At 63.6% G+C, this 24,090-nt stretch carries 27 protein-coding genes; 15 read left to right on the top strand and 12 right to left on the bottom strand.

What is annotated here, in order from left to right; translation table 11 throughout:
- Positions 1-36 precede the first annotated feature (36 nt).
- The 3 genes from AC5I5I_RS00080 to AC5I5I_RS00090 all read right to left on the bottom strand — a co-directional run bounded on the left by AC5I5I_RS00080 (position 37) and on the right by AC5I5I_RS00090 (position 1,629).
- Positions 37-267, bottom strand: a complete 231-nt coding sequence (locus AC5I5I_RS00080; RefSeq protein ID WP_495969083.1) for a DUF3551 domain-containing protein — start codon at positions 265-267, stop codon at positions 37-39.
- Positions 268-335: 68 nt separating this feature from the next.
- Entirely contained in the window at positions 336-911 is a 576-nt protein-coding gene (locus AC5I5I_RS00085) for a YciE/YciF ferroxidase family protein (RefSeq protein ID WP_495969085.1), read from the bottom strand.
- A 124-nt stretch (positions 912-1,035) separates the two neighbouring features.
- Positions 1,036-1,629 carry an HdeD family acid-resistance protein gene (locus AC5I5I_RS00090; RefSeq protein WP_495969086.1) on the bottom strand — a complete coding sequence of 198 codons (594 nt, stop codon included), beginning with the start codon at positions 1,627-1,629 and terminating at the stop codon, positions 1,036-1,038.
- 256 nt (positions 1,630-1,885) lie between these two features.
- On the opposite strand from AC5I5I_RS00090, the gene AC5I5I_RS00095 reads away from it, so the two are divergent.
- The 3 genes from AC5I5I_RS00095 (at position 1,886) to AC5I5I_RS00105 (ending at position 4,116) form a co-directional block, all read left to right on the top strand.
- Positions 1,886-2,236 carry a RidA family protein gene (locus AC5I5I_RS00095; RefSeq protein WP_495969088.1) on the top strand — a complete coding sequence of 117 codons (351 nt, stop codon included), beginning with the start codon at positions 1,886-1,888 and terminating at the stop codon, positions 2,234-2,236.
- Positions 2,237-2,374: 138 nt separating this feature from the next.
- On the top strand, positions 2,375-2,803 hold the full coding sequence (locus AC5I5I_RS00100; protein ID WP_495969089.1) for a DoxX family protein: 429 nt from the start codon (positions 2,375-2,377) through the stop codon (positions 2,801-2,803).
- Between the two features lie 74 nt (positions 2,804-2,877).
- Positions 2,878-4,116, top strand: a complete 1,239-nt coding sequence (locus AC5I5I_RS00105; RefSeq protein ID WP_495969091.1) for an aminotransferase-like domain-containing protein — start codon at positions 2,878-2,880, stop codon at positions 4,114-4,116.
- 18 nt (positions 4,117-4,134) lie between these two features.
- Here AC5I5I_RS00105 and AC5I5I_RS00110 read toward each other — a convergent pair whose 3' ends face one another.
- The 3 genes from AC5I5I_RS00110 to AC5I5I_RS00120 are packed head-to-tail and all read right to left on the bottom strand — an operon-like array spanning position 4,135 to position 6,272.
- The gene (locus tag AC5I5I_RS00110) at positions 4,135-4,704 is read right to left on the bottom strand and encodes a hypothetical protein (RefSeq protein ID WP_495969092.1); all 570 of its coding nucleotides are present in this window, start codon (positions 4,702-4,704) and stop codon (positions 4,135-4,137) included.
- A complete protein-coding gene (gene grrM, locus AC5I5I_RS00115) occupies positions 4,701-5,840 on the bottom strand; it encodes a cyclophane-forming radical SAM/SPASM peptide maturase GrrM/OscB (protein WP_495969093.1) in 1,140 nt (379 codons plus the stop codon). Before grrM ends, AC5I5I_RS00110 begins: the two co-directional genes overlap by 4 nt.
- 3 nt (positions 5,841-5,843) lie before the next feature.
- Positions 5,844-6,272: a hypothetical protein gene (locus AC5I5I_RS00120; protein ID WP_495969095.1), complete on the bottom strand. Its 429-nt coding sequence runs from the start codon at positions 6,270-6,272 to the stop codon at positions 5,844-5,846.
- 253 nt (positions 6,273-6,525) lie between these two features.
- Here AC5I5I_RS00120 and AC5I5I_RS00125 point away from each other — a divergent pair, with 253 nt between their 5' ends.
- The 5 genes from AC5I5I_RS00125 to AC5I5I_RS00145 all read left to right on the top strand — a co-directional run bounded on the left by AC5I5I_RS00125 (position 6,526) and on the right by AC5I5I_RS00145 (position 10,334).
- Positions 6,526-6,714 (top strand): YodC family protein, encoded by a 189-nt coding sequence (locus AC5I5I_RS00125; RefSeq protein ID WP_495969096.1) that lies wholly within the window; start codon positions 6,526-6,528, stop codon positions 6,712-6,714.
- A 161-nt stretch (positions 6,715-6,875) separates the two neighbouring features.
- Entirely contained in the window at positions 6,876-7,664 is a 789-nt protein-coding gene (phnC, locus tag AC5I5I_RS00130; RefSeq protein ID WP_495969097.1) for a phosphonate ABC transporter ATP-binding protein, read from the top strand.
- Positions 7,661-8,530: a phosphate/phosphite/phosphonate ABC transporter substrate-binding protein gene (gene phnD, locus AC5I5I_RS00135; protein ID WP_495969098.1), complete on the top strand. Its 870-nt coding sequence runs from the start codon at positions 7,661-7,663 to the stop codon at positions 8,528-8,530. Before phnC ends, phnD begins: the two co-directional genes overlap by 4 nt.
- Positions 8,530-9,336, top strand: a complete 807-nt coding sequence (phnE, locus tag AC5I5I_RS00140; protein ID WP_495969099.1) for a phosphonate ABC transporter, permease protein PhnE — start codon at positions 8,530-8,532, stop codon at positions 9,334-9,336. Before phnD ends, phnE begins: the two co-directional genes overlap by 1 nt.
- 2 nt (positions 9,337-9,338) lie before the next feature.
- On the top strand, positions 9,339-10,334 hold the full coding sequence (locus AC5I5I_RS00145) for a phosphonate dehydrogenase (protein WP_495969100.1): 996 nt from the start codon (positions 9,339-9,341) through the stop codon (positions 10,332-10,334).
- Here the strand turns inward: AC5I5I_RS00145 and AC5I5I_RS00150 are convergent.
- Complete coding sequence (locus AC5I5I_RS00150) at positions 10,331-11,461, bottom strand: site-specific DNA-methyltransferase (protein WP_495969102.1); 1,131 nt, start codon at positions 11,459-11,461, stop codon at positions 10,331-10,333. The genes AC5I5I_RS00145 and AC5I5I_RS00150 overlap by 4 nt on opposite strands.
- Before the next feature lie 235 nt (positions 11,462-11,696).
- On the opposite strand from AC5I5I_RS00150, the gene ypfJ reads away from it, so the two are divergent.
- Both ypfJ and moaB read left to right on the top strand, forming a co-directional pair.
- A complete protein-coding gene (ypfJ, locus tag AC5I5I_RS00155) occupies positions 11,697-12,617 on the top strand; it encodes a KPN_02809 family neutral zinc metallopeptidase (protein WP_495969103.1) in 921 nt (306 codons plus the stop codon).
- A 5-nt stretch (positions 12,618-12,622) separates the two neighbouring features.
- Complete coding sequence (moaB, locus tag AC5I5I_RS00160; protein WP_495969104.1) at positions 12,623-13,186, top strand: molybdenum cofactor biosynthesis protein B; 564 nt, start codon at positions 12,623-12,625, stop codon at positions 13,184-13,186.
- Here the strand turns inward: moaB and AC5I5I_RS00165 are convergent.
- The 3 genes from AC5I5I_RS00165 to AC5I5I_RS00175 all read right to left on the bottom strand — a co-directional run bounded on the left by AC5I5I_RS00165 (position 13,183) and on the right by AC5I5I_RS00175 (position 15,675).
- On the bottom strand, positions 13,183-13,977 hold the full coding sequence (locus tag AC5I5I_RS00165) for an SDR family NAD(P)-dependent oxidoreductase (RefSeq protein WP_495969105.1): 795 nt from the start codon (positions 13,975-13,977) through the stop codon (positions 13,183-13,185). The genes moaB and AC5I5I_RS00165 overlap by 4 nt on opposite strands.
- A gap of 137 nt (positions 13,978-14,114) precedes the next feature.
- A complete protein-coding gene (locus tag AC5I5I_RS00170; protein ID WP_495969106.1) occupies positions 14,115-15,053 on the bottom strand; it encodes a bifunctional helix-turn-helix transcriptional regulator/GNAT family N-acetyltransferase in 939 nt (312 codons plus the stop codon).
- A 55-nt stretch (positions 15,054-15,108) separates the two neighbouring features.
- Entirely contained in the window at positions 15,109-15,675 is a 567-nt protein-coding gene (locus tag AC5I5I_RS00175) for a glycosyltransferase (protein WP_495969107.1), read from the bottom strand.
- A gap of 151 nt (positions 15,676-15,826) precedes the next feature.
- On the opposite strand from AC5I5I_RS00175, the gene AC5I5I_RS00180 reads away from it, so the two are divergent.
- Genes AC5I5I_RS00180 through AC5I5I_RS00195 form a run of 4 tightly spaced genes read left to right on the top strand, consistent with a single transcriptional unit; the run spans position 15,827 to position 19,837 of the window.
- The gene (locus AC5I5I_RS00180) at positions 15,827-17,014 is read left to right on the top strand and encodes a PA0069 family radical SAM protein (RefSeq protein ID WP_495969109.1); all 1,188 of its coding nucleotides are present in this window, start codon (positions 15,827-15,829) and stop codon (positions 17,012-17,014) included.
- Positions 17,015-17,053: 39 nt separating this feature from the next.
- Complete coding sequence (locus tag AC5I5I_RS00185) at positions 17,054-17,497, top strand: VOC family protein (RefSeq protein ID WP_495969801.1); 444 nt, start codon at positions 17,054-17,056, stop codon at positions 17,495-17,497.
- Positions 17,498-17,537: 40 nt separating this feature from the next.
- On the top strand, positions 17,538-18,239 hold the full coding sequence (gene rnhB / locus AC5I5I_RS00190; RefSeq protein WP_495969110.1) for a ribonuclease HII: 702 nt from the start codon (positions 17,538-17,540) through the stop codon (positions 18,237-18,239).
- Between the two features lie 50 nt (positions 18,240-18,289).
- The gene (locus AC5I5I_RS00195; RefSeq protein WP_495969111.1) at positions 18,290-19,837 is read left to right on the top strand and encodes a glycosyltransferase family 39 protein; all 1,548 of its coding nucleotides are present in this window, start codon (positions 18,290-18,292) and stop codon (positions 19,835-19,837) included.
- A gap of 7 nt (positions 19,838-19,844) precedes the next feature.
- Here the strand turns inward: AC5I5I_RS00195 and cydB are convergent, their stop codons facing one another.
- Together cydB and AC5I5I_RS00205 are read right to left on the bottom strand one after the other, a co-directional pair.
- On the bottom strand, positions 19,845-20,846 hold the full coding sequence (gene cydB, locus AC5I5I_RS00200; RefSeq protein ID WP_495969112.1) for a cytochrome d ubiquinol oxidase subunit II: 1,002 nt from the start codon (positions 20,844-20,846) through the stop codon (positions 19,845-19,847).
- A gap of 166 nt (positions 20,847-21,012) precedes the next feature.
- Positions 21,013-22,398 carry a cytochrome ubiquinol oxidase subunit I gene (locus tag AC5I5I_RS00205; RefSeq protein ID WP_495969114.1) on the bottom strand — a complete coding sequence of 462 codons (1,386 nt, stop codon included), beginning with the start codon at positions 22,396-22,398 and terminating at the stop codon, positions 21,013-21,015.
- 273 nt (positions 22,399-22,671) lie between these two features.
- Here AC5I5I_RS00205 and AC5I5I_RS00210 point away from each other — a divergent pair, with 273 nt between their 5' ends.
- A complete protein-coding gene (locus tag AC5I5I_RS00210) occupies positions 22,672-24,018 on the top strand; it encodes an NCS2 family permease (protein WP_495969115.1) in 1,347 nt (448 codons plus the stop codon).
- The last annotated feature ends 72 nt before the right edge of the window (positions 24,019-24,090 follow it).

A 24,090-nucleotide genomic window follows, 5' to 3' on the forward strand; every position in this document is an offset into this window, starting at 1 on the left:
AGCGCCGATCGGTTCGGCGTCTAACCTGGCCCGTCGTTACCCTTTGAAGCGCGGATTGCGCCGGCACGAGCCGCCGGTGCCGTGCGCGGCTTTGCGGCATTGATCGAATGTATTGTAGAGACAGGCCATGCCGCCGGTCGGGCCGCGCAGGCACCATTCGGTCTGCGGCCGGGTCCGTCTCTGCGCTTCAGCCGCCTCAGGCAGCGTCACGATCGCAGCGGAGGCGAACGCGAGAGCGAGCAATCCGGCTTTCCGCAACCTGGGCATAAGGGTGTCTCTCCGCCAACCGCTGATGTGCCGGATCGCCTGCTGCGCAGGCGCCTGCAATAACAAACTTACCCGATCACCGGGATGCCGATCATCGCCTCTTCCAGCTTTTCCTCGACGGTAAGCGGCTTCGGCTGGCTCGCCAGCGCCTTCTTGTTGATCTTGCGCTTGGCGATGTCGTTCAGCTTCTTGTCAGTGTCCTTCTCTTCCTTGAGGCTCATGAACAGAAGCTTCGCAACCTCGGTATGACCGAGCAGCTTCGCCCATGACGTCAGCGTGCCATACCGCGTGATCTCGTAATGCTCGACCGCCTGCGCCGCGGCGATCAGCGCCGCGTTCAGCACCAGCTTGTCGCCGACATCGGCGGCGATCTCGCTCGCCTCGTCGAGAATCCCGTCGATCGCCGGACACTTGGTGCCCTGCGGCGTGCGCTTGATCTTCTTGAAGACGCGGTCGAGCCTTTTGATCTGCGCCTTGGTTTGCCGCAGATGCATCTGGAACGCGCGCTTCAGTTCGGCATCGGACGCCTTCTCGATCATGTCGGGCAGCGATTTTTCGATCCGATGCTCGGCATAATAGATGTCCTGCAGCGAATGGACGAACAGATGATCCATGGTCTCGATGTCGTCGGAAAACCAGCCCATTGCCGAAGGTCCCTTTCAAGGTCCGCGGATTCGGAATCACTGTGAATTCGGAATCAATAAGGTGTGTGAGCAGAAGTTCCCCGGCGCGACCGGTCGCCGCGCCGGGCTTTCGTCATGATCGTCGTCAGGCCTTCGCGGCCGCACTGGGCTCCGGCGGCGTGTTGGCGCTTTCGCAATGGATCGCAGCCGTGATCAGGGCGACGCCGGTGAACAGCAGGTTGATCCCGACCAGCAGGCCCAGCACCCATATCGCGCTGCCGGGCAGGCCGGCAAAGATGATCACGCCCAGCGCAATATCGACCAGCGCCGAGAACAGCATGAAGCCCCAGGCCTTCGGGATGGACGTGCGGAAGTGGAAGGCCATGAAGGCTTTGGCAATGCCGGTGGCCAGCAGATAGGCCGCCAGGATGATGGTCAGGGTGAGCACGCCCTGGATCGGATTGAACAGGATCACGCCGCCAGCGGCCACGCACAGGATCGCGGTCAGGAGATTCCACCAGAAGCCCGGCGAGCCGGTGCCGGACTGAAACACCGAGATCAGACCGAAAATGCCGCCCGCGATCAGCAGCCACCCGACCGTGATGGTGGTGGCGAGCGTCGCGATCCCGGGAAGGATGATCGCGATCGCGCCCAGCAGAATCAGGATTCCACCGTAGATTTTGAACCAGAGTTTGAATTTGCGCAGGGTCTCAGGGTCTACTGAAAAAGCTACAGGCATCGCCGCCTCCTCGCCAATGAATCACGCAGCAATCTATCAGCATTCGGCTCCGGCAGACACATGCCGCCTGAGCAGAGCTGAAAAGCGCTTTAACAAAGCGTCACCAGCGGCGGTTTGATCTGCTGCAATTCCAAGCTGTTGCAGCCCGAATGCTCCTTGGCGGTCCAAGGCTCTTGACGATCCAAGGCTGTTGCAATTCGGGGTCCGCTGCCGCAGGAAGGCTGCCGCAGATGCGACAGCAACCACGGGGGATGCCATGAAAGTCGAACGTCACGAAGTCGGGCCGCGGATGAGCCAGATCGTCATTCACGGCGATACGGTCTACCTCGCGGGCATTGTCGCGCAGAATAGCGGCGGCAAGAGCGTCGCCGAGCAGACCAAGGAAATCCTGGCCACGATCGACGGCTATCTGGCCAAGGCCGGGACCGACAAGTCGAAGCTTTTGACCGCCAATATCTGGCTCGCCAATATGGACACCTTCGCCGAGATGAATGCGGTGTGGGATGCCTGGGTGTCGCCGGGCAACACCCCCGCCCGCGCCACCGTGCAGGCACGGCTCGCCGCGCCGCAATACACCGTCGAGATCATGGTGACTGCGGCGAAGTAAGAACGATTCCACAGGCGGCTTCTGGTTTACCGATCAACGAACGGTGAACGGCGCGCCGCCGTTTGGTCGCAAAGTTTTCCGTTCTGGCGGCGCGCGCGAAGCGATTTCGCGCGCGTTTTCTTTTTTTGGGGACGACCAATGCCGACTTTGTTTGCCCGACTGCTCGATCAGACCTGGTTCGCGGTGCTCGCCCGCATCGTGCTCACCTTCGCGTTCTGGGGCAGCGGGCTTGCGAAGCTGATCGACTTTCAGGGCGGCGTCGCCGAAATGGCGATGTTCAACCTGCCGAATCCGGTGCTGATGAATGTCCTGACCATCGTCACCCAGCTTGGCGGATCGCTATTGATCATCCTCAATCGCTGGACCTGGCTCGGCGCCGGCGCGCTTGCGGTCTTCACGCTGCTGACGATTCCGCTGGTGCATCATTTCTGGTCGATGCCGGAGCCGAAGGCGACGCAGGCTTTTCACACTGCAGGTGAGCATATCACGGTGGTGGGCGCGCTGATGCTCGTCGCAATCCTGTCGCGCTATACCGGCGGCGCCGGCAACGGCACGAAGCGAAGCTGAGCCACTGCGCAAGCTTGCGGCCGGTCGATCCGCCTTCTACCGTCGCGGTCTTGCTGCCGGGAGAATGAAACGAAATGGCCGCTTTCGACTTCACGCCGCTGCTGCCGCCGGGCGTGCCGCCGCCCGCGGCGAGATGGACCGGGACGCCGCGATACAATTTCACCGGCGGCAACAACGATCCCGCGCAATTGCCGCTCGACGGGCTGGTCACCGCGACCGATGCGGTGCTGCGACGCGAGGGCCGCAGCCTCGCCTATTACGGTGTCGCCAACGGTCCGCAGGGCTACCGGCCGCTGCGTGACTTCCTCGCCGCAAAACTCAAGAGCGATGCCGGGATCGCCTGCAGCGCAGACGACATCCTGCTGGTCTCCGGCTCGCTGCAGGCTTTCGACCTGATTAACGGCGCGCTGCTGGCGCCGGGCGATACCGTGATCGTCGAGCGCGATACCTATCAGGGCATGCTGACCCGCTACCAGCGCGCCGGCATCAACGTGGTGGGTGTCCCTCTTGATGACGGCGGCATCCGTATGGAAGCGCTCGCCGATGCCCTGGCGGCGCTGAAGGCCAGGACCATTCGACCGAAGTACATCTACACCATCCCGACGGTGCAGAACCCGACTGGCACCATCATGCCGATGGAGCGCCGCGAACAATTGCTGGCGCTGGCGGAAGAATACGGCGTCCCGATTTTCGAAGACGATTGCTATGCCGACCTGATCTGGAACGGCGAGCGCCCGCCCGCGCTCCATGCCATGAGCACATCCGGGAACGTCATCCATATCGGCTCATTCTCAAAATCGATCGCGCCGGCGTTGCGGGTCGGCTTCATTGTCGCGCCATGGCAAATCCTCTCGCGCATGATCGCACTGAAGGTCGATGCCGGCTCCGGTGCGCTGGAGCAGATGGTGCTGGCCGAATATTGCAGCGACCATTTTGCGTCGCATGTGCCGGCATTGCGGCGCGGATTGCGCAAGAAGCTCGACGCGCTGATGAGCGCGCTCGACGAGCAATTCGGCACCGCGGCCGAGTTCGACGATCCGCGCGGCGGCATTTTCCTCTGGGTCAAATTGCCGGATCAGGTCGATACGATGAAGCTGTATCAATCCGCATTGGCCGCCGGCGTCGCGATCAATCCGGGTCCGGAATGGTCGACCGATCCGGCGCATGCGAGGAGCCGCATGCGGCTGTGTTTCGCAAGTCCGACGGAAAGCGACATCCGCGAGGGGGTCGCGATCCTCGCCGATATCTGCCGCAAAGAGTTCGGCGTGCCCGAGCGCAGCGGCAATGTGGAGCGGCGGGCCGGCAGAGCCTGACGCTGTCGGCGATCGGGATTACGGCACAGACCCTTCGGCTGCGTCCGCGCCGGATGCAGGCGCCCGGCGAATGGCGACCAGTACGTTCAACTCATCGTTCACCGGCGGCAGGACCTCCGGGGGCGCTGCCGGGTCGGGCTGCACGCCCTCTCCCGGATTTAGCCGAAGCTGCAACCCGGGCCAGCCGAGCAGAATTGGTTCTTCGCCGAAATTGACCAGCGCCCAGGCGTCAGCGGTCGCCACCTTGCCGCCGGCGTCCTGAACGAGCAGCTCGTATACGGCATCCGCCGGTGGTGGCAGGGCTTTGAACGCCAGGAACTGCGCCAGATCGTCGGAAAAATACTCAAAGTCGCCGCTGCCCGCCTTGGCTTCGTCGTCGAGCATGGCCCAAAACCGGTGGCGCATGTGGTTCGGCACCGAGAACAGGCAGGAGCAAACGGTGCCGCCGGCCGGCGGAGTGTTCAGCGTGAGGCTGGCCAGCTCGTTATCGTCCGGGGCGCGCCAAGCGTCCCCGGCGCCGACCAGCAGCCGCTCCGCCCATGATCCCTTGCACTGGAAATTCGGTGCAACCGTAAACGACGCCGTCACGTCATCGCCTTGAGGCGTTCAAACTTGTCGAGTGCAATGTCGAAAGTCGCCTTCTTGTGCAGGCGGCAGGACATCGTCTCGGTGGTGGCGAAGTTGCCATTCTCGAAATACTTGTTGCCGGGCGGGCCGCCGCCGCAGAACGGATAGTAGCGGCAGCTGTCCTTGCACAGATCTACGCCGCGGCGGATCTCGTCGTCGAGCGCAACGAACCGTGGCATGGCCAGCACCGAATCCAGCGTATCCGTCGCGACGTTGCCAAGCGCGAAACTGCCGAGGCGGGGCGAACTGAGACCGAGCAGTTCGGGCGAATAGGTCGAGAAATTGCCCGCGCAGTCGACGTTCAGGATGCCAAACGGCCTATTCTCCTGCGTTCGCATCGAGAACTGCTCGCGGTGCGCGATCGAACTGCGCGATGTCTCGAATTCGCGCACCCGCATCGGCGGGTCGCAGGAGAGCGCAAGGTCCATGAACCGCGAATAGAATCGGCGGAAGCGCGGCTCGGTCGAGCTACCGGCCAGCGACGATGTCACGTGCGGCCCCTCGATCTCCTCCACATTGAAGGCGACATCCATGATGCCGTTCTCGACGTAGAAATCGAAGAGCTCGTCCGGGTAATCCAGCGACGCCGACGTCAGCACCGTGATCACATCGAAGAAGATGTCATGGTCGCGCAGCATTTGCACGCCGCGCATGACGCGTTCCAGCGTGCCGCTGCCATTTCGGGTCTTGCGGTTGCGGTCGTTCAGAAAATCGGGGCCGTCGACACTGACGCCAATCTGCACGTTGCGGCGGCGGATAAAGTCACACCAGGCCTCGTTGACCAGAGTGGCATTGGTCTGAAGCGACTGGGTGACCTCGAACCCCGAGGTGTTGCAACGCTCGAGCAGGAGCGTGGCCTGCTCATAGAACGATGCCGGCAGAACCATGGGTTCGCCGGCATGCCACAACAGGGTGAAATTCTGGCGGATCAGACCGGAGGAAAAGGCCCAGTGAAAGGTCTTTTCCAGGGTCTCAAGTGTGATCTTCCGTTTGTCCAGCCGGTCCGGAAGATAGCAATACGAGCAGTCGAGATTGCAGAACGGGGTCGGCTGGACAACGAGAAGCTCCAGAGGACCGACCTGATCAGCAGAGATCATGCTCTAGCGATTGCGGAACGCGTTGCGGAAACCGCCGCCTCCGTTGCGGAACCCACCACCGTTGCGGAACCCACCGCCGTTACGGAAGCCACCACCGTTACCGAAGCCGCCGTTACGGAAGCCATTCCGGAAACCGCCATTTCCGAACGGTGCGTTGAAGAAGCCGCCGCCGTTGCGGAAACCGCCGCGATTGCCAAAGCCGCCCACGCCGGGGAGATTGATGAATTGAGCATGCGCCTCGCCGGCAGGGCCGACAGCCGACTCGAGCTCTGCGGCGCGTGCCTGCACGTCGAGATCGGTGGGATTAAGGTCTAGAGGCGCTTCGGGAACGCTGGCCAGTGAGGTACGGGCGAGAGTGACGACACCCGCCGTTGTAACTGCTCCGCCGACAAGGGTCCGCAGCAGGGACCGGCGTGTCAATTTTTCGTCCATGGCTCTACCGCCTTCGTTCGCCGCCCTTCTCGCTGAAGGGCGGGGCATAGTAGCGATTCACGCTCTACAGACAAGTGCTTATGACTTCGGGACGGAGGTTCGGAACGATTTATTGCGGCTCACAAGGCTGTGACCCGCGGCGCATCGGTCGGGCTGATGAATGTTCGTTTGGAATCGACCTCACGGCCCGATGCAATGCGCATCTCTCTATGATAACGGGAGCATCGCAATTCAACGTCCGGAGTAGACCCAGGTGACAGACAAGCAGTTCCAGCCCGGCGACGTCGTCATCCTTAGGTCCGGCGGACCGCGCATGACCATTGCCACGATCAATGGACCCAACGCGTTCTGCGAATGGTTTACCGATGATCAACAATTGCAAAGCCGGTCATTCGTCGTCACCAGCCTGACATTCGAAGAGCAACGTCCAGAGCCGGCGTGACATTGCACGTTCCGCTTCCTGCGGGATCCGGAAGCAGCAGGATGACCTGCGACAATGCGGTGCACCGCTCCATCCACAGACCGGTCAATCCTGACGCCGGTTGTCGTCCAACTGTCATGTGCGGGTCGTAGGGGTGCATTGCAGCAACCCCACGGCCTGAGATGATCCGAACCGACGATCTCGAAGTCACATATCCCGGCGGCGCGCGCGCCCTTCACCCCTGCTCGCTCCGCTTCGAGACCGGCGCCTTCACGGTGCTGCTCGGCGCGTCCGGGGCCGGCAAATCGACGCTTCTGAGATCGCTCAACGGGCTGGTGTCACCTACCGGCGGCAGCGTCACCGCCGACGGCATCGGCGACATCGGAGCCCGCCGCGACCTGCAGGCACATCGGCGCCGCACCGGCATGATCTTCCAGCAGCATCAGCTGATCGGCCGCTGCAGCGTCCTCACCAATGTGCTGATGGGACGTCTCGGCTATCATTCCGGCCTGCGCACCCTGCTGCCGCCATCGCGAACCGAGAAGACGATGGCGCTGGAAGCGATCGATCGCGTCGGCCTGATCGATCATGCGCTACGACGCGCCGATCAATTGTCCGGCGGACAGCAGCAGCGCGTCGGCATCGCGCGCGCCATGGTGCAGAAGCCGGCACTGGTTCTCGCCGACGAACCGGTCGCAAGCCTCGATCCCGCGACCGCTGAGCGCGTGCTCTCGCTGCTGCACGGCATCTGCAAATCCGACGGCATCACCGCCATCGTCAGCCTGCATCAGCTCGAATTCGCGCGACGCTATGCCGACCGCATCGTCGCGCTGGCGCAGGGCGCGGTGGTGTTCGACGGCCCGCCCAGCCGCCTCGGCAGGACGGAGGTGAGCCGCATCTATGGCAGCACGTCCGCCGACACAGACTCCGATTTTGAACCCGCCCCCCTCAGGACAGGAACCTACGCATGATCAACCGCCGCCTCTTTCTGCATGGAACCGCCGCCGCCCTCGCGCTCATCCCCGCTTCCGCTTCCGCCCAGACCAAGGACCCCGCCAAGCTGCGTGTCGCGCTGCTGCCCGACGAAAATGCCGCAACCCTGATCCAGCAGGCGCAGCCGCTCAAAACGCATCTCGAAAAGGCGCTCGGCAAGCAGATCGAACTGGTCGTCACCACCGATTATTCCTCGATGATCGAGGCGATGCGCTTCGGCCGCATCGAGATCGGCTATTTCGGTCCGTTCTCCTACGTGCTGGCGAAGTCCAAGGCGCCCGGCATCGAGCCGTTCGCTGTCGGCATCGAGAAGGGCTCGCCGACCTACAATTCGATCATCATCGCCCAGGCCGAAGGACCGGTGAAAACGCTGGCCGACATTAAGGGCAAGCCGTTCGGCTACGGCGACCAGGCCTCGACCTCGAGCCATCTGATCCCGCGCGCGCATCTGCTGAAGAACGGGCTGGACGGCAGCAAGGACTACAAGCCGGTGCATCTGGGCACCCATGACGGCGTGGCGCGCGCGGTGCAGAACGGCCAGGTGCCGGCCGGCGCGTTGTCGAAAGCGATCTACGAGGCGCTGATCGCCCGCAAGTCGATCGACGGCAGCAAGCTCACGGTGCTCGCGGTCACCGATCCGATCCCGAACTATCCGATGACCATGCAGGCCGACCTCACGCCGGAGCTGAAGGACAAGATTCGCAAGGCCTTCATAGAACTGAAGGATCCGGTAATCCTGAAATCGTTCCGGGTGGAAGGCTTCGCACCGACCGACGACAAGGCCTACGACATCCTGCGCGACACCGCGAAAATCCTCGACCTCGACCTCGGCAAGATGAGCTGATGTCGGACGTCGTTTCCCGTCACGACACGATCCTCGCCGAAGACCGGCATGCCAGTTTGCGGCATGCCGGTTTCATCGCGGTCATTGTCATCGCCTGCATCGGCTCGCTCTGGATTACCGGATTTTTCGACGCGCAGCGGTTGATGGAAGGCCTGCCCGCGCTCGGACAATTGTTCAGCGAAATGGTGCCGCCGGACTTTTCGCGCTGGCAGCACTGGGTCAAGCCGCTGATCGATACGCTGGCGATGTCGGTGGCCGGAACCGCGCTGGCCGTCCTTATATCGTTGCCGCTCGCGCTGTTCGCGGCGCCGAATACCTCGCCCAACTCGCTGGTGTATCAGGCCACGCGCATCGTGCTGGCCGCATTGCGGTCGGTGCCTGAAATCATCATGGGCATCATCTTCGTCGCCGCGGTCGGCTTTGGCGCATTGCCGGGCGTGCTGGCGCTGGCGCTGCATTCGGTCGGCATGGTCGGCAAGTTCTATGCGGAGGCGATCGAGCATGTCGATCCGCGCCCGCTGGAAGCCTCGCGCGCGGCCGGCGCGAACGGTTTCCAGGTGATCACCCACGCGGTGCTGCCGCAGGTGCTGCCGCAGCTCGCAGACATCACCATCTATCGCTGGGAATATCATTTCAGGGCCTCGGCGGTGCTCGGCATCGTCGGCGCCGGCGGCATCGGCTTCGAGCTGATCGCCGCGCTGCGCATCATCCGCTACGATCAGGTGTCGGCGATCCTGATCACCATCCTGCTCTGCGTGATCGTGGTGGACGGCATCGGCGCGCGCCTGCGCAAGGCGCTGAAATGAATATGCGGCCACGGATCCTGGTCACCAATTGGGTGCATGAGGCGACGCTGCAGCGGCTTTCGCTGCTGGGCGACGTCGACGCCAACGACTCCCGCACACCGTGGCCGCGCGACGAGGTTCTGCGACGAGCGGAGAAAGCGGACGCGATCCTCGCCTTCATGACCGATTGTATCGATGCACCGTTTGTCGCGCACTGCAAGCGGCTCCGCGTCGTGGCCTGCGCGCTCAAGGGCTACGACAATTTCGACATGAATGCCTGCAGCGCGGCCGGCATATGGGTCAGCATCGTTCCCGACCTGCTGACCGAACCGACCGCGGAACTTGCGGTGGGACTGGCGATCGGGCTTGCCCGCAATATCCGTGACGGCGATACGCTGGTGCGCGCCGGACAATTCGATGGCTGGCGCCCGGTTCTGTACGGCACCGGACTGGACGGCTCGACCGTGTCGATCGTCGGCATGGGCCGGGTCGGACGCGCGGTGGCGCAGCGGCTCTCCGGCTTCGGCTGCCGGATTCTCGGGATCGATCCGGCGGCGGACATACCGGCGGGTGTGACAGGCGAAAGCCTCGATACCGCGCTCGCAACGTCCGACTTCATTATTCTGTGCGCGCCGCTGACACCGGGATCGCGCCACCAACTCGAAGCCGACGCGCTGGCGCGCATGAAACCGGGCGCCCTCCTCGTCAATGTCGGACGTGGTTCGGTGGTTGATGGGCGCGCGGTCGCCGACGCGCTTGAAACCGGTGCGCTCGGCGGTTATGCGGCCGACGTGTTCGAGATGGAAGACTGGGCGCTACCGGACCGGCCGAAGGCGATCGACGCGCGGCTGCGAGCCCATCCGCGCACGCTGTTCACGCCGCATCTCGGCTCGGCCGTCGTCCGGGTCCGGCAGGCCATCGAAATGCGCGCTGTGGACAATATCGCCGATCTGCTGGCGGGGCGCCCGCCGCGCGACGCGATCAATGCGCCGGACGGTGTTATGGCGAAGGCGGGTTAGATATCCATCTCGGCCCGCACCTGGGCGCGCAGATCGTCGATCGGCATCAGCCCCTTGCGGGTCTCTACATGCCAGAAGGTCCAGCCGTTGCAGGCTTCCAGACCCTGCGCGACCGCGCCCATGCGATGGATCGAGCCGACCTTCTCGCCGAGCATGACCGCGCCGTCGGCGCGCACCAGCACCTTGTGGCGCTTCTTGGAGTCGACGAGATTGGCGCCGGGCGCGATGAGGCCGCGCTCGATCAGCGCTGTGAACGGAACCCGCGGTGCATCGCGGGCGGTCATGAACGGTGCGATCGATGGCGCCTGCAGCGGTTCGATCGCCGCGATTCGCTTCATCGCGGCCTTGGCATAGTCCGGATCGCGCTCGATACCGACATACCGGCGGCCGAGCTTCTTGGCGACCGCCCCGGTGGTACCGGTACCATTGAACGGATCCAGCACGAGATCGTCCGGGCGCGATGCCGAGAGAATGACTCGCGCGAGCAGCGCTTCCGGCTTCTGGGTCGGATGCAGCTTCTTGCCGTTATCGCCCTTCAGCCGCTCCTCGCCGGTGCATAGCGGGAAGGTCCAGTCGGACCGCACCTGCACGTCGTCATTGCCGGCCTTCAGCGCTTCATAATTGAAGGTGTAGCCCTTGCCGCCGGGATCGCGCGCGGCCCAGATCATGGTCTCATGCGCGTTGGTGAATCGCCGGCCGCGGAAATTCGGCATCGGGTTGGACTTGCGCCACACCACATCGTTCAGGATCCAGAAGTCCAGATCCTGCAGAATGGCGCCGACGCGGAAGATGTTGTGATAGGAGCCTATCACCCACAGCGTGGCCGACGGCTTCATCACCCGCTTGCAGGCTTTCAGCCAGGCATGGGTAAATTCGTCGTATTCCCTGAACGAACCGAATTTGTCCCAGTCGTCGGTGACGCCGTCGACCTTTGAATCGTCGGGGCGCTTCAGATCGCTCTGCAACTGCAGATTATAGGGCGGATCGGCGAAGACCAGATCGACGCACTCGGCCGGCAACGTCGCCATTTGTGCGACGCAGTCGCCCACAAGAATGCGGGTGCCTTCACTCTTCTCGGGAGTCAAACGGGGCGTCCGCCTGGACGCCCCGCGACGCGACTCTACCATGACTCAGAACTCAAGACCTGGCGACGCGGTCGGTGACGCGGGACCTACAACCGACAATCCGGATACTGACCGGCCAAGGTAAAAATCCCCTTAAATTGCAATGGCTTTGTGAGACTGGCGTTTACCCCGAACAACAACCATTTGGTAACGAACCGTATTGGCGCTTTCTGCGTTCTGGGGCGTGGACGGACGCGATTCGATCGGCGACACTTGCCGCCGGCTTCAGGAGGGACGGATGCGTTGGGATGATTTCCGCCGCAGCGACAACATCGAAGATGTGCGCGGCCAGGGTGGCGGATATGGCGGCGGCGGCGGCTTTCCGATCCCGGGGGGCGGCGGCGGGCTTGGCATCGGCACCATCATCGTGCTCGGCCTAATCGGCTGGTTTCTCGGCATCGACCCGCGCATCCTGATCGGCGGCGCTGAAATCATTCAGGGGCCGGCCCAGCAACAGACTCAGCGTCAGGCGCCGCCGGCAAAGAAGGGCGCGCCAGCCGATTACCAGGGCGATTTCGTCGCCGCCGTGGTCGGCTCCACCGAGGACGTGTGGGGCGACATCTTCCGCGCCAACGGCCAGACCTATCGCGCACCGCGGCTGCGGCTGTTTTCGGGTGCGACCAGCGGCGGTGCCTGCGGCATGGCGCAGTCCGCCATGGGGCCGTTCTATTGCCCGCCTGACAAGCGCATCTTCCTCGACACCTCGTTCTTCCGCGAGATGGAGCAGAAATTCCGCGCCTGCAAAGGCAAGCAATGCGAGTTCGCGCAGGCTTACGTGATCGCGCACGAGGTCGGGCATCACGTGCAGAATTTGCTCGGCATTCTGCCGCGCGCCCAGCAGATGCAGCAGGCTGCCGGCAGCAAGGCGCGCGCCAACAACATCCAGGTCCGCGTTGAATTGCAGGCCGATTGCCTGGGCGGCGTCTGGGCCAATCATGCGCGGCGAAAGAAGGACTTCATCGATCCGGGCGACATCGAGGGCGCGATCGGGATCGCGTCGGCGATCGGCGACGATCGGCTGCAGAAGCAGTCGACCGGGCGCGTGGTACCGGATTCGTTCACCCACGGCTCGGCCGAGCAGCGCGTGCGCTGGTTCAAGCGCGGGCTTGAGTCGGGTCGTGTCGCGGATTGCGATACGTTCCGCGCTGCGCAGCTGTAATCATAATGCCCGGCATCGACGAATCGCGAAATTTCATCGCGCTCAACATTGCGGTCCTGACCGTCTCCGACACCCGCGAGATGGCGGACGACAAGTCCGGCGCGACGCTGGTGGAGCGGCTTGAAGCCGCCGGGCACAAGCTCGCCGCGCGCGCGATCGTTACCGACGATGTTGAGAACATCCGTGCGCAGGTGAAAACGTGGATCGCCGACAAAGGCGTCGATGTCGTGATCACCACCGGCGGCACCGGCTTCACTGGCCGCGACGTCACCCCCGAAGCGATCGAGCCGCTGTTCGAAAAGCGGATGGATGGGTTCGCGACCCTGTTCCTGATGGTCAGCCACGCCAAGATCGGCACCTCTGCGATCCAGACCCGCGCAACCGCGGGCGTTGCCGGTGCGACTTACATCTTCTGCCTGCCGGGCTCGCCCGGCGCCTGCAAGGATGGCTGGGACGGCATCCTCGCGCACCAGCTCGATTACCGCTACCGGCCGTGCAACTTCGTCGAGATCATGCCGCGGCTGGATGAGCACCTGCGCCGCGCGAAGGCGCAGGGCGCGACGGTCTAACCGATCCCGCGCAACAATCCGCCCTCGACCCGCAACGCCGCACCGGTGGTCGCCGATGCTTCCTTCGAGCACGCATAGACCACCATATTGGCGACCTCATCCACTGTCGCGAGCCTGCGGATGATCGAGGTCGGGCGATGCTGCGCGATGAAGTCCTGTTCCATCTGCGCATGAGACACACCCTGTTCCTTCGCCATCTTGCCGAAGAAGTCGACCACACCTTCGGATCGCGTCGGGCCGGGCAGCACCGAATTGACGGTGACGCCTGTGCCGGCAAGCGATTCCGCAAGGCCGCGTGCGACCGCGATCTGTGCGGTCTTGGTCATGCCGTAGTGGATCATCTCGAGCGGGATGTTGAGGCCGGACTCCGATGAGATGAACACGATGCGGCCCCAGTCCTTAGCTTTCATGCCGGGGATATAGGCGCGCGACATGCGGATGCCGCTCAGCACATTGGTTTCGAAAAACCTGAACCAATCCTCGTCGGGGATGTCTTCGAAATTCTTCGGCTCGAAGATCCCGAGATTGTTGACCAGGATATCCGCCGCCGGCACGCGCTTGACGAAGGCTGCAACGGCCTCCGCGTTCGCGAGATCCGCCGCAACGCCCTCGACCTTCGCGGATGGCAGCTCTTTCCTAAGCAACGCAACCGCCTGCTGCACCCTGTCTTCCGTCCGGCCGTTGATCACGACCGATGCACCGGATGCCGTAAGCCCCTTCGCAATGGCAAAGCCGATGCCCCCGGTCGAGCCGGTGACGACCGCATGCTTTCCTCTCAGATCGATATTCATGATGTCCGTCCGATTGCTGGATGCCTCAACATGGCGCATCCGCATGTCAGGCAAAGGTCAACAGCGCGTGAAATCGGCCGCGGGGGTGCCATGCGCTGCGAAAGCCGCAACGAAAGTCTAAAAACCGCAACGACAGCCTAGAGCGTCAGTTCCCAGGTCTCGCTCGGCTCGGGCTTGCCGAAATCGTCGTGCACCCATTGCTCGATCAATCGGAAGCCCTGCTTCTGGTAGATCGCGCGCGCGACGGTAAGCACCGCATGCGTCCATAGCGTAATCTTGCGATATCCGGCATTGCAGGCGAAGGCGATGCTGGCCTCCACCAGCATGCGGCCGATGCCGAGCCCGCGTCCCTTCGGATCGACGATCAGGAGCCGGATGCGCGCGACCTCGTCGCTGTCGCGGACCAGGAAGATCGAACCGACCGGCTCGCCGTCCATCTCCGCGATCCAGCATCGCTCGCGCGCGGGATCGCTGGTCTTCAGAAAGCCACTGACGATCTCCGCGGTGATCGCCTCGATATGGCTGCTCCAGCCGTATTCGGCTGCATAGAGCGCGCCGTGACGCGCCACCACCCAGCCCATGTCGCCGGGCTGGTGCGAGCGCAACGTAACCCGCCGCTCCGGCGCAGCGTCGCGTCCGATCAGCCGCTCGATCGTCTCCATCGCCGTCACGACACGTACCTGTTCGGCGTCGTCGAGGTGCTTGAGCAGGCTGCCGGTCTCGCGCTGCGAGCGATGATCGAGCGATGCGAAGGCCTTGTGCCCCTTGGTGGTCAGCGAAATGACGACCTGCCGGCCATCGCTTTCGTCGCGTCGGCGGACGATCAGGTCGCGCTCTTCAAAGCCGCGCAGGATGCGGCTGAGATAGCCGTGATCGATATCCAGCGCCGAGGCCAGTACGGTCGCGGTGGCTTCACGCTGCTGGGCCAGTTCGTACAGCACCCGCGCCTGCGATAGCGAGAACGGACTGTCCAGCAGCCCCTCGTCCAGCAGCCCGATCCTCCGCGTATAGAAGCGCGCGAAGCGGCGGACCGCGCCGACGCGCTGTTCGAAGCCGGATTCGGGCATGAGGGACATCGATCCTCCGATCGTTGACACCGTCAAACAATTGATTGACTGAGTCAAGTATCGGTCAGGGCTCGCTCTGGATCAGGCCGGTGCGCAATACCGCAAGGCGGCGCTTGCCGATCCGGCGCAACAGGTCCGCCTCGGTGTCCGGCACGTCCCTGTAGCCTCCGACCTCCCGATAGAATGTTTTGCTGATGATCAACCCGCGGCCCGGCGCGAGGCTCGTCCGGCGGGCGCGCCAAAGCGCGAGCATGCCGGTCAGCAACGAATCCTGCCCATGCGGGCGGGCGGCCAAGCCAAAGGTCGCGGCAATGTCCGTGGGGGCGCGCTCGATGAATTGCTGCACATCCGCAACCCAGCCCGATTCAAGGACCGCCCCGGGCGGCACGAACATCAGCCATTCGCTGCGGGCCTGGTCCGCCGCCTTGTCGAGCCGCGGTCCAAGGGGCCCCGGCAGAGAGAGGAACCGGCAGCCGGCGACATCGCCGACCTTGGCCGTTTCGTCGCTGGAACCGGCATCGGCAAGGATCACGTCCCGAATCAGACCCGCGGTGGCGCCGGGCACCAGACAGGCCAGCGTCCGTACCAGGATACGTTCCGATTCGTCGGTCGGGATGATCACGCTCAGCATGGAACGGAACGCTGGAACTCCGGTGGACCCGCAAGTGTTTCAAAGAACCCATATCGTGGGGCACGAAAACCCAATGCCACAATATTCAGCGACCCCGATCAACTTCCACAATGTTCTTGTTTTGTTCGAGCGGCAGGACTAGATATCGGCTATGGCAAGACCATCCGCAGCCCTGAGACACCCGCCGGCGCCCGTGCCCTCCGCGCCTGCGGGTGACTTTGCGAGGAAATCCCAGGACGGTTCTTCCGACCAGTCCGGGCTCCTCGGCGTCGGCGTCGACAGACAACGCCGCCGCGGCCGCGGTACTCTTTCCAACGCCTCCGGCCGCTACGAAGCGCTCGCCCGCATCGCCTTCGACGATGGCTGGCAGAGCCTCGACGAATTGCCGCCATTCAAGACCAGCGTGCAGGTCGATGCCACTCGCAAGGTCATCACCCGCAACGACTCGCCGGACATCTCGTTCGACCGTTCGATCAATCCCTATCGCGGCTGCGAGCATGGCTGCGTCTATTGCTTCGCGCGGCCGACGCATGCCTATCTCGGGCTGTCGCCCGGGCTGGATTTCGAATCCAAGCTGTTCATGAAGCCGGACGCTCCGGTGCTGCTGGAGCGCGAACTGGCAGCGCCGGGCTATACGCCGCGCACCATCGCGATCGGCACCAATACCGACCCATATCAGCCGATCGAAAAGCAAAACGAAATCATGCGCCGCATCCTCGAGGTGCTGGAACGCGCCGGTCATCCGGTCGGTATAGTGACCAAATCGGCGTTGGTGACGCGCGACATCGACATCCTGTCGCGGATGGCGAAGCGCAATCTGGCCAAGGTTGCGATCTCGGTGACCACGCTCGACGGCAAGCTCGCCCGGACGATGGAGCCGCGCGCGTCGACGCCGGCGAAACGGCTGGAAGCGCTGCGGCAATTGTCGGACGCCGGCATCCCGACGGCGGCGATGATCGCGCCGGTGATCCCGGCCATCAACGATGCGGACATCGAACGCATCCTCGACGCGGTCGCGCTCGCCGGCGTGAAGAGCGCGGGCTATGTGATGCTGCGATTGCCCCTGGAAGTCCGCGACCTGTTCAAGGAATGGCTGCTCGCCAATTATCCCGACCGCTTCCGTCACGTCATGAAGCTCGTGCGCGAGATGCGTGGAGGCAAGGATTACGACTCGACCTGGGGCAAGCGGCAGACCGGCGAGGGACCTTATGCCTGGCTGATCGGCCGGCGCTTCGAGTCGGCCTGCGAACGGCTGGGACTTAACCGGGAACGCGCGAAGCTGACCACCGAGCATTTCCAGAAGCCGGTGAAGGGCAGCGAGCAGCTGAGTTTGTTTTAGCGTCGTCGTCGCCGCGAAAGCGGGAACGACACGAGTAAAATCCATGCCCCACGCCCATATCAGCCTCGTTACGCTCGGCGTCAGCGACGTGCCGCGCGCGGCGCGGTTCTACGAAGCGCTGGGCTTCACGCGGAAAGTCCGCGCCGCGCCGGAGCACGAAGTCGCGTTTTTCGATGCCGGCCGACGGCGTTATCGCTTTATGCAGCCAGCGGACTTGCGAGCGACGCAGGCTTCCCGCCGGACACTGCGCCTTTCGCTTTCCGTGGAACGTCGCTCGCCTGGAACTGCGCCAGCGAGGCCGAGGTCGATGCCGTGATGGCGCTGGCGCTCGAGGTCGGCGCAACCGAACTGGTGCCGGCAAAGCAGGCCGCATGGGGCGGCTATCACGGCCATTTCGCCGACCCGGACGGCCATATCTGGGAAGTCGCGCATAATCCCCAGTTTCCACTGTCGCCCGAGGGGCGCGGCATCCTGCCGGATTAGCCGTTGCACCGGGACGCCGGTCCCGCGCAATGTCTGCCGCATGAGTCGGAAAGTGGCCCCTGCGCGCCTGCCCCTGAAGGACGATATCGTCCGGCCGTCGTTCCGGCGCGAGCGGCGTGCCTACAAGAGCGGAGTATGGCCGGTCGCCGGCTGCGACGAGGCCGGGCGCGGGCCATTGGCAGGGCCGGTGGTCGCCGCCGCCGTGGTGCTCGATCCGGATCGCGTCCCGCGCGGTCTCAACGATTCGAAGAAACTCACCCGCGAGGAGCGTGAAAAGCTTTACGCCCGCATCTGCGCGACCGCCGAGGTCGGCGTTGCCTTCGCTTCGCCCGCGCGCATCGACCGCGACAATATCCTGCAGGCCTCGCTGTGGGCGCTGGCGCAGGCGGTCGCCGCCCTGCCCTGCCGGCCCAAGCTCGTCTATGTCGACGGCCGCGACCGCATCAAGGTACCCTGCGACTGCGAGGCCGTGATTTCAGGCGACGCGCTGGTGCTGTCGATCGCGGCCGCTTCGATCGTCGCCAAGGTCACCCGCGACCGGCTGATGATGCAGATCGGCGCAGCGCATCCCGGCTACGGCTTCGAGCGCCATATGGGCTATTCGGTGCCGGAGCATTTCGCGGCTCTGCAGCGGCTCGGGCCCACCATCCATCACCGTCGCAGCTTTTCCCCGGTCGCGATTGCCGACGGCCTGAGGCCCGCACCCGTGGTCGAGATTTCCATTCCCGGGTTGCCACTCTGACGCAGGCGGGTTTATCTCTGGCGCCCCCGGCTCCGCGGAGAGCCGGACTCATGCCTGCGGCACCCATGCTCACCGTCTCCCTGCCTATCGAAATCCTGCGGACCAGACCGCGGCTTGTGTTCTGGCTGGCGACGTTGGCGCAGGCGCTGCTCTGGGTCGCGGTGCCGACACTGTTCTACTCGGCACCGCCCGGCGAGCTCGCCGAGGTGCTGGCGGTCGGCCATTCCTTCCGATTTGGATCGGAACTGGGGCCGCCGCTGGCCTATTGGCTGGCCGAGATCGCGTTGCGCGCCGCCGGCGGCCACATGATCGGCGTGTACCTGCTGTCGCAGATCTGCATCGTCGCGACCTATTGGGCGGTGTTCCAGCTCGGACGGGCAACCATCGGCGAGCGGCACGCGGTGCTGGCGGTGCTGCTGATGGCCGGGATTTCGTTTTTCACCATCGGCTCGCCCGATTTCGGTCCCGACATCCTGATGATGCCGCTCTGGGCCTCTGCCATCCTGTGCCTGTGGCGCGCAATCGGCGAGGACAAACAGCTCTACTGGTTCGCGCTGGCCGCCATGTTCTGGCTGATGCTGCTGACCTCGCACCTCGCTCTGCTGCTGTTCGCGGTCGTGGTCGCCTTTATTCTGATCAATCCGCAGGCGCGCAAATCCGCCGCCAATCCCGCAGTTGGCATGGCGGCGATCACCGTGGTCTGCATGATGCTGCCCGGCGCCGTGCTGATCCGCGACCATGGCTTCGCCTTCACTCCGGACCTCTCGAAATTGCGCAACGTCGAGTCCGTCGACCGCAACATCGTCGCCTGGATGCGGCTGCTTGTGCTGGTCGCGGTGGCCCATGCGGGAGCCGGCATCCTGGTGGTGCTGGCGAGCAATCTCGCACGCACCAAGAAGGATGAATCGGCCATCGTTCCGGGGCATCCGGCGAACCCGTTCGCGCGAAGCTTCATCTATTGCTTCGCGCTGGCGCCGGTGATCGTGGTCACCACGTTTGCGGTGGTGTCCGGCAAGGCGGACCTGTCGGGGATTCCACCGCTGCTGGTTCTGTCGGGGCTCGCGATTGTTGCCGCGGCCGGCGACATGATCATGCTGCATCATCAGCGCATCCTGACCATCGCCTGGATCAGCCTGCTGATCGTGCCGGCCGTATTGATGGCGATGGGCGTCCTGCTATTGCCGGCGCTGTTTGCGGTCGACCTGCGGACCGCGCAGCCGGCCGACGAGATCGCACAATTCGTCACCGAGAACTTCGAGCGGCGCACGCAACGCAAGCTTAAAGTGGTGGCCGGCGATCCACGGCTGGTGTCGCTCGTATCCTTTGCATCGGCCAGCCGCCCGCAGGTTTTTCATGCGCCGGGCTCGGGACGGCCTCAACTCGCGACCCGTGAAGACGCTTTGGAAAAGGGGGCGGTCGTGCTGTGGCGCGCAACCGACAATGCCGGCACCCCGCCGCCCGAGGTCACGGCGCAATTTCCGGGGCTGGTGCCGGAAGTGCCGCGGGCTTTCGATCGCGCGCTGCCCGGACGCGCGCCGGTGCTGCGCATCGGCTGGGGTGTGGTGCGGCCGAAAGCACAAACGACCGCGCCACAATAATGCGCCGTCAGTGATAGGCCTCGCCTTCCTTCACCTTGCCGCGGAACAGCCAGTAAACGAAAATCACGTAGCCGAGAATGATCGGCAACATGAACACCGTGCCGATCAGCATGAAGATCTGGCTCGCTGGCGCTGCTGCCGTATCCCAGACCGTGAGCGAGGGCGGCACGATATACGGATAGCTCGAGATGACGAGCCCGAGATAGCCGAGCAGGAAAAGCCCGATACAGGCGATGAAGGGCAGCGAGTCGCGCTCCTTGCCGATCCAGCGCCACAACAGCAGCGCCACCAGCGCGGTCACCAGCGGCACCGGCCACAGGTAATAGAAGTTCGGCAGCGAGAACCAGCGATCGGCGATGCGCTGGATGGCGTAGGGTGTGTACAGTGACACCGCGGCCATGAAGCCGAGCACGGCCAGCAACAGCACACGGGCCTGGCGGCGCGCGCGATCGGCAACCTCACCTTCGGTCTTCATGATCAGCCAGGTGGCGCCGAGCAGAGCATAGCCACAGACCAGCGCCAGGCCGCACAAGATCGCGAATGGCGTCGCCCAGTCGAAATGGCCGCCCGCGAATTGCCCGTCCTTGACGGTGATGCCCTGGATCAATCCGCCCAGGATGATGCCTTGCGAGAAGGCCGCGAGCAGCGATCCGAAGGTGAAGGCGAAATTCCACAACGGCTTGCTATCGGAGACGATGCGGAATTCGAACGCCACCCCGCGAAACACCAGCGCCAGCAGCATGACGATCACCGGCAGATACATCGCGGGCATGATGATGGCATAGGCCATCGGAAACGCCACCCACAGCCCGCCGCCGCCGAGCACCAGCCAGGTCTCGTTGCCGTCCCAGAACGGGGCGATCGACCGCATCATCTGATCGCGCTGGCGTTCGTTGCGGGCGAATGGAAACAGGATGCCGAGGCCGAGATCGAAGCCGTCGAGGATCACGTACATCGCGACCGCGGTGCCGATGATTCCGGCCCAGATGACGGGGAGATACCATTCCATGGCTAGTGTCCCGAATTCGAAGTCCGCCTGAATTTGCAGTTTGCTCGTGAGCGAACTTCGAATTCGAAGGACACTAGCAAACCTATCGTTCCAGTGCCGCTTTCGATTTGAAGTTCCTTTGAGGACTCGTGGCTGAAATGAAGGAACTTCAAATCGGCGGCACTGGCTAGCTCCCCTTGGCGATGGCGTCGTTGGCGCCGGACAGCGGTCGCGTCGGCACGCCGTCCTCAGGCGCGATCACCCGATCTTCCGGTCCGATATTGATGAGCCGGTTGATGTAATAGATGCCCATCGAGAACACGATGCCGTAGCAGATCACGAACAGCGTCAGCGTGCCGAGCAGACTGGCCGCCGGCACCGGCGAAATCGCATCCGCGGTGCGCAGGATGCCGTGCACCAGCCAGGGCTGGCGCCCGCTTTCGGTCACCACCCAGCCTGCGATCACGGCGACGAAGCCGCACCACCATGTCATCGAGACGATGCGCAGATACCAGCGTGCTTCCCAGAGCTTGCCGCGCCACCAGAGGAAGCAGCCGAACAACGCGGCTGCGATCATGTAGAGGCCGATGCCAACCATGATGCGAAAGCCGAAAAAGACATTCGGCACCGGCGGCCGGTCCTGCGGCGGCACACTCTTCAGGCCGGGAAACAGACCGTCGTAACTGTGCGTCAGGATCAGCGACGAGCCGTGCGGGATGGAGATTTCGAACAGGTTCTTCTCGGCCTTCTCATCCGGCCAGGCGAACAGCACCAGCGCGCCGGGCTTGCTGCCGTCCCAATGCGCCTCGATGGCGGCGATCTTGATCGGCTGATGCTTCAGGGTATTGAGGCCATGCTGGTCGCCGATGAACAATTGCAGCGGAGCCAGGATCGCCATCAGCCACAGCCCCATCCGCATCATGGTGCGCGCATCTTCGACATGCTTGCCTTGCAGCAGGTAGCGCGCGCCGACCGCGATCACCACGAATCCGGTCGTGAGATAGGCCGCGTTCAACATATGCGAGAAGCGGTAGGGGAAACTGGGATTGAAGATGATGGCAAGCCAGTCCACCGGATAGGCGATGCCGTCGCGCACCTCGTGTCCGGTTGGAGTTTGCATCCAGCTATTGGCGGACAAAATCCAGAACGCCGACATCGCCGTGCCGATGGCGACGATGGCGGCCGACAGCACATAGATGCCGGGCGGCACGCGGTTGAAACCGAACAGCAGGATGCCGAGGAAGGTGGCTTCAAGGAAAAACGCGGTCAGCACCTCGTAGCCGATCAGCGGTCCGACCACGTTGCCCGCGACCAGCGAAAACCGGCTCCAGTTGGTGCCGAACTGGTAGCTCAGCACGACCCCGGACACGACGCCCATCGCGAACGAGACCGCGAAAATCTTGGTCCAGAACCGCATCAGGCGGTGATAGCGCTCGTTGTCCGTCCGCAGCCACATCAGCCCCAGCGTGGCGATATAGGCCGACAAGCCGATGGTGAAGCTCGGAAAGATGATGTGGAAGGTCACCGTGAAGGCGAACTGAATCCGGGCGAGAAGGACGGGGTCGAAGTCCATAAGGCAGCTCCTGGTCCGCTTTCGGTGTTCGCCTACTCGACCGCACCTCCCAGCCGCTTCAAGCGACCGAATCTGCCATTTTGCGAGGCAGTTGGCGGACACTTAATGCGCTTCGCCGCACAAATCCAAGCCTAACCGACTGCGGCATCGCGACCATGCCGGTCTGGCATGAGTTTGGCTTTTCTTGCGGTGGACAACGTCACAAATCGGTCAAGACGCGCGCCGGGCCGCGCTAGTCTTGCGGGTTGAGACGGGGCATGCAGGGGGAGACACATGGCCACGAACACCAAGCCCGCTGGGACACCGGCGGCTCCAGACGGTTTTTTGGATCGCTACTTTGGACTGACCGCGAACGGCACGAACGTGAGGACCGAGGCGCTGGCCGGTCTGACCACGTTCCTGACGATGGCCTACATCATCTTCGTCAATCCGAGTATTCTCGCGAAAGCCGGAATGGACCAGGGCGCCGTGTTCGTCGCCACCTGCATCGCCGCAGCGGTCTGCAGCATCGTGATGGGGCTGTACGCAAACTACCCGATCGCGCTCGCGCCCGGCATGGGACTGAACGCCTTCTTCGCCTTCACCGTGGTGCTGACCTACAAATACACGTGGCAGCAGGCGCTGGGCGCGGTGTTTCTGTCAGGCGTCCTGTTCTTCATTCTGTCTGTGACAGGACTGCGCGAATACATCATCAACCAGATCCCGAGAAACCTGAAATACGCGATCGGCGCCGGCGTCGGCCTGTTCCTGGGGATCATCGCGCTCGAAAATGCCGGCATCATCGTCGATCATCCCGCGACACTGGTGACGCTGGGCAGTCTCAACAAGGCGGCGCCGCTGCTTTGCCTGTTCGGGTTCATCCTGATCGTGGCGCTGCACGCGCGGAAGATTCACGGCGCGACGCTGATCGGCATTCTGGTCGTGGGTCTCATCGGCCTTCCGCTCGGCCTGTCCGAATTCAGGGGTATCGTCTCGACGCCGCCGTCGATCGCGCCGACATTCCTGGCGCTCGATTTCTCGCGGACATTCGAACTGTCGTTCCTGATCGTCGTGTTCTCGATCCTGATGATCGACGTATTCGATAATGCCGGCACTCTGATCGCGGTGACGGAGAAGGCGGGCTTCGTCGACAAGGACGGTAACGTGCCGCGGATGAAGCAGGCGCTGATCTCGGACAGCTTTGCGGCCATGTTCGGCGCCTCGATCGGCACGTCGACCACGACCAGCTATATCGAGAGCGCGGCGGGCGTCGAAGCCGGCGGCCGGACCGGGCTCACGGCGGTCTTCGTCGGCATCCTGTTCCTGTTCGCCTTGTTCTTCTCGCCGCTCGCGGGATTGATCCCGGCCTATGCGTCAGCGGCGGCGCTTCTGTTCGTTGCCTGCGTGATGGCGAGCCTGATGGCGAACATGGACTGGGAGGACATCACCGAGTCCGCCCCAGCGGTGATCGCCGCGATAACGATGCCGCTGACCTATTCGATCGCCACCGGCATCGGCCTTGGCTTCATCACTTACGCGCTGATCAAGCTGATCGCTGGCAAATACAATGACGTCTCGATCGCAGTCGGCGCGCTGGCGCTGATTTTCGCGATCAAGCTGATCCTGGTGCCGGGGGGCTGATCATCGCCGTGTCATCGCCCGCGAAAGCGGGCGATCCAGCGGCCATAATGTTTGAACTGGATGCCCCGCTTG

The sequence above is a fragment of the Pseudorhodoplanes sp. genome, from assembly GCF_059499825.1.